General features: G+C 56.6%; 4 protein-coding genes. 2 read left to right on the top strand and 2 right to left on the bottom strand.

Translation table 11 applies throughout. From position 1 onward, the window contains the following. Positions 1 to 187 (bottom strand): hypothetical protein (locus JHD59_RS23230; protein WP_304492328.1); only part of this gene is annotated, 187 nt, incomplete at its 3' end. Positions 188 to 924: 737 nt separating this feature from the next. Here JHD59_RS23230 and JHD59_RS21475 point away from each other — a divergent pair. After that, complete coding sequence (locus JHD59_RS21475; RefSeq protein WP_199155763.1) at positions 925 to 1,410, top strand: hypothetical protein; 486 nt, start codon at positions 925 to 927, stop codon at positions 1,408 to 1,410. A 187-nt stretch (positions 1,411 to 1,597) separates the two neighbouring features. On the opposite strand, the gene JHD59_RS21470 is transcribed toward JHD59_RS21475, so the two are convergent. After that, a complete protein-coding gene (locus JHD59_RS21470) occupies positions 1,598 to 2,320 on the bottom strand; it encodes an ABC transporter substrate-binding protein (protein WP_199155762.1) in 723 nt (240 codons plus the stop codon). A gap of 228 nt (positions 2,321 to 2,548) precedes the next feature. On the opposite strand from JHD59_RS21470, the gene JHD59_RS21465 reads away from it, so the two are divergent. After that, a complete protein-coding gene (locus JHD59_RS21465; protein WP_199155761.1) occupies positions 2,549 to 4,216 on the top strand; it encodes a type III secretion system effector inositol phosphate phosphatase in 1,668 nt (555 codons plus the stop codon). Positions 4,217 to 4,905 lie beyond the last annotated feature (689 nt).

Raw genomic sequence — 4,905 nt, 5'->3', positions numbered from 1 at the left:
CCCCCCCCCCCCCCCCCCCCCCCCCCCCCCCCCCCCCCCCCCCCCCCCCCCCCCCCCCCCCCCCCCCCCCCCCCCCGAGATAACTGGCGGAGTCTCGTGGGCTCGGAGATGTGTATAAGAGACAGGAGTAAGCCAGGTGAAGGCTGGCTTGGTAGGCATCTCTAAGACTGAGGCTGTTTATTGCCATGGGCAGGAAAGGCTATCAACTATCATCTCGCGGCCAACTAGTAATGGCGCTCCATCGCCCGTAGGGGGCACTCTAGATTTTCTGATTGACTAGAGCAGATCGCTGCTCATCTAGAAGATCTTAATAGTGGCGCTCTGTTCAGCATGGATTAACGCTCGCATGAGATGATGTTGGGGATGACAATGAACAGCGCAGCGCAGGTGCGAAGACCTTTCATTTTTACGATCCCAATATCGGTCTGTTCAGTTACGTCTCGGCCAATGAATTGAAACAGGTGGTGCGGCGTACTGTGGGCATGCGTGCCATGGGGGAGCAGTACCAAGCGGGCACGGCCACCCCGCAATACCGCTTGTCGCGGATCGATACTGAGCGCCTGGGAGCCGTGCGGCTGCAGCAGACTAGCCAGCCGGCCAGTGAGGCGGTGACGGTGAGAGGGTTGGTCGAGGAGGAGGTTGCTACCGTCGGGTGCGGCACAGCAAGCGACGCTGGCCGGGATAAGCGCTCGCTGTCTTGTGATATGGTGACTGGGCCATTGGCAACTGGAAGAGGTACGTGAGGCGATACTGGGCAATACCAAGGCACAGGCGGGGTCATTCGACTTCGCCCTCGGCTTGCCGGCATCGTTGAGTTGCTCGAACATAGATCATGCGTTGGGGCTGGATCAGGACTTGGCCCTGCTGGCCAAAGCCGAGGTGGAGGGGGGCAGTGTGTAGTTGCGCTTGGCCTACAGTAGCGGTGTGAGCAAGGCGGAGATCGCTGCTTTGAGTGCGCAGTCGCGTACAGCATACGCCAACTACCTGAACGCATTGATTGATGTAGCGTACAAGACCCGGGGCAAGCTCGAACTGGTCGACCGTATCGCGGATGTGGTGGGGCGCGTGATTGATGGTGCGCCCCGAGTCGCGGGGGCTGCCAGGGCCGGTGACGCTTTCACCAACTCGGTCACCATCCGATGTTATATGAGTCGGGCGGAAGCGGATTCGCTGCGGGCATCAGAAAAATTTGCCCAGGGGCCGCGCTCGTTCGAGCAGCAGAAGTGGTTCTTCACCGACGGAGCAGCCTACGGCACCCAAAGGCGGTGCAGGCTTCGATTACTAGCTGACGGTGACCGTGCCGCGTGGAACCATTCCCAAAATCTTCGACCATGCCAGCGCCAACCCGCGCGGGACGACCGAGGCTATTCGATACAAGCCGGGAGGAGCGAACAGCGTGGAGCAGGCTGAGCCGGGCGTTTGGCATCCATCGCTATAGTTTGGATCAGTTCTCCCGCATTCTGCAGTCTAATGAATGGAGCATACGCGACTTGGGGGCGGGGTAGGTGCCGCGCAGACCGTAAGCACCAGCCTGCGCGTTTTCCGTATGCGGCCGCTGTCATTCTATTCGTGATAGCGGCCGCAGGCTGAGAAGGTGCTACCTTTGGGCGCACCCTAGCAGTGCGTCGATTTCGTGCTTAGTCAGCACACCGTCTTTCCTGACGACTGCGGTAAATTGGTAGGTCTGATCGTATTTTTTCGATTCAACCAGATCCGGAGACAAGTTTGGATGCTCCCGTCGCCAGTCGTCAAGGAAGGACTTAGTGACGATAGCCACATCCGCACGCCGCAGTGCCACGGCCATAAGGTTGCCTTCATGCGTGTTGGTCAACTCAATATTGAAATGCTTGTGCAGGAATTCCCGGTCGGCGTTGAACTGGGCAAAGGCATAATGATAGCCATTGATGGCGACGATTCTCTTAGCCGCGATATCGTCGAAATAAGCGTTATTGCCAGCAACCTGGTCTTTGCGGGCGACAAAAACTTCGTGGTCGGTACTAAATATGCAACTGGCAAAAACGGTGGATTTATCCCAACCCCAATTAATATTGCTGTACAAGCTAATGTCAAACTTCCGGTTTTGAAAATCCATGGTTTTTCTGGCCGGGGCGGTGACGTAGAGCTGGAAGTCGTACTTTTTCTGTTTCTTGTTCAACTCTCGAATCTTGTCGATGCCTTTCCCTCTCAAACAAAGACCATTTTCCACATTAAAATACGGAGGGAAGTTGGAGCAACCGATTTTGACAATGATTTTAGCATTCGCTCCAAATGCTATTGCTATTAAAAATAACCCCCAAAAAAAGAAAATGCATTTGAACATGATGAGTCCTTTAGAGGAGGTCTGAGTTCAAGGTGTATGATTTATTTTAGCTAAACCCTGGAATTTTTAGGGTTGGCTGGAAGATTAGGTCAATGATACTTGACGGGATATCAAGCTTCCGCAGCGACGATGGGCTTTTTTTGATATTTGGCAATCACAGATAATGCAAAAATTGGCATCCATGCACGTTTTGCAATGGAGCAAGCGTGTGACTAATGGAGAAATGTCATGAGCTTACTTGGTGTCATTGGTTTTGCGCGTCAATTGTTCCGCTTGCATGGTGATTCGGCGCACCCGGTTGGCGCTGGTCGTTTGGGAGCATCCATCATTGCTACGCGCCAAGCCGACATCCCTCTCCGGATCTCGCGTTTGGAAGGGAAGGAGATGGCGCTACTATCGCAATTGCAACAGCCGGCCTCGCCGTCTACTCGTTCTGTGCATGCCTTGTTCATTTTGCAGCAGAACCGAATTGAGGCGGCGGCGCAGGCGCTTAGGAGTCTGGGTGAGGATCCGACCGAGCTGCGGCAGCTTGCCCAGCAATTGGAAGCGTCGCGTTTCAAGCAAGACCGGCCCGCGACGCGGGAGGAGCTCAAAAGGGCGAAACGCTTGCAGCAGGATTTGTTGGCTCTGATTTCCTCTCGATTGGTCCGGGCTGGCATGTTAGCCAAGGATGCGCAGCGTGAGGCAAAGATAGCATACCGCGAGGCCAGCCAGCAGGTGCTTAACGCCCGTCCGTGGAATACGGTGTCGACTCACTTTGATTACCGGGGGCAGCGTTACGATTGCACCATGGTGCCGGCTGCGCAAATGAAGTTGGGCGATACGGATATCTTCCCCATTCCGTATCGCGGGCAGGGCGTGTGCTGCGAGTCCACGCGCGAGACCGCTCATGCCGCCAATCTGTGGACATCGGAGATTAAGGCGCAGAGTGGGGAAACGCTGTTCAAGGGCGTGCGACACGCGATTTTGTCTCCCTACGCGCTGGAGAAGGGTTCCATCGCGCGCCGGGAGGGAGCGCAGAACCGGGCGTGCGAGGTGGTTGCCGCTGCCTTGTTTGCTCGGCCTGAGCTGCTGGACAACGCTTTGACGGGAGAGGTTGTACCGCTGCAGCTGGTGTCCACCTCTTTGGTGACCGGCGGATTCTGGAATGAAAAAGACATGCTGGATGATCAGGTCGCTGCCTGGAACGCGCTGAGTTCGGAACGGCCGCTGGAGCTGACCTTGATGGATGCCACTGGCCAGCCGCGCACCGTTCGCATCCTGCTGGAGGTGGCGGCGTTTAACTTTGGCGTCAACGAGCTGGCACTCAAATTTCAGCTTGGCCACGCGCAAGCGGATGCCTACAACGCGGCGGCGCTGCAGCAGTTGCTTGGAGCAGACCTTCGCATGGAGGCCGAGCCGCAAGGCTGGGTGGGCGCCTATCTCGCGCGTGAGCCCAAGCCTGACAATGCCAACCGTGTATGGTGGCTGAGTCGGCAGCTAAAGGCAATCTGGGCCGCCAAGGCGCATCGCCACGATGGAGGAGAGCCGTACAAAGCAGCGCAGCGCGCCGCCTTGTTGGCGTATGAGATCGGCGCCGTGCCGTGCTGGAACTGCAAGAGCGGCAAGGATCGCACTGGCATGCTTGACGCGGAGTTGAAGCGCGAAGCGGTGGCTTTGCACCAGGGAGGCGGCTTGGCAGCGCCAGGGGCGCGTCTGGAGTCCGATGAGCAGCAACTGCTCCAACAAATACTACTCTACGGCGGTAATGGCGAGGTGCAGGCGTATAACACGGGGGCGTCGGGCAACAAGGTGATGAAGGAGTTGCCGGCGTTGAACCTATCGTATCAGGCGCGTGTGGGAAACCGCGAAGTGTGGGATCAGGCGCAGGGCCTGTCTGGCCTAGTCAAATCCTGAGGGGACTAGACAACTAAATAAGGTCTGTTGTCCGGGTTGTATGATAAGCGGGTTCTGGAATTGAATCCGAAGGAGCTAACGCTGATGGTCCAGTCATGGCTGCAACCTCATCAGCGTTGCTTTCGACGTATTCAATCAGGAAGCTTGTTTATGACCGCCGGCAAATAGGCGATGCCGTTGTTGTAGTGGGTCTGGCTGGCGATGTTGCGCATGCGGTCTTCTAGATGCCGATGTTGATTCGCTTGAGTTAGTGGCTTTCCAATCAGGCAGGAGATGCCAAAATTTCCTTGTTCCTCTTGCGGGGCTCCATTTGTCAAGCAAAGGCCCCCATATGGGGGCCTGTCACCCGGCCCGATACAGCCGGTACTCGGTATCGCCATCCATGGCCTTGATCGTCTCGTCGAGGCCGACCTGCTGCTTCTCGGCGGAATCGATCATCCTGTTTTGGAGTTTTGTAACAAAACTGACTATATTCTCATGTAGATCTAGCTTAGGTTGGCGAGGTGATTAAATGAGAGTTATGTCCTTTTTATTCCTCTGGCTGTGCGTCTTCTCTCATCCAAATTTCGGAGCGCAATTACTGACCATTCAGTACCTGTCTCTTATACACATCTCCGAGCCCACGAGACTCAAAAGAGGGGGGGGGGGGGGGGGGGGGGGGGGGGGGGGGGGGGGGGGGGGGGGGGGGG

Source organism: Chromobacterium sp. ASV23 (assembly GCF_016428945.1).
Lineage (GTDB): Bacteria > Pseudomonadota > Gammaproteobacteria > Burkholderiales > Chromobacteriaceae > Chromobacterium > Chromobacterium sinusclupearum.
The sequence above is the reverse complement of the archived record's forward strand: the minus strand, read 5'-3'. Positions and strand labels throughout refer to the sequence as shown.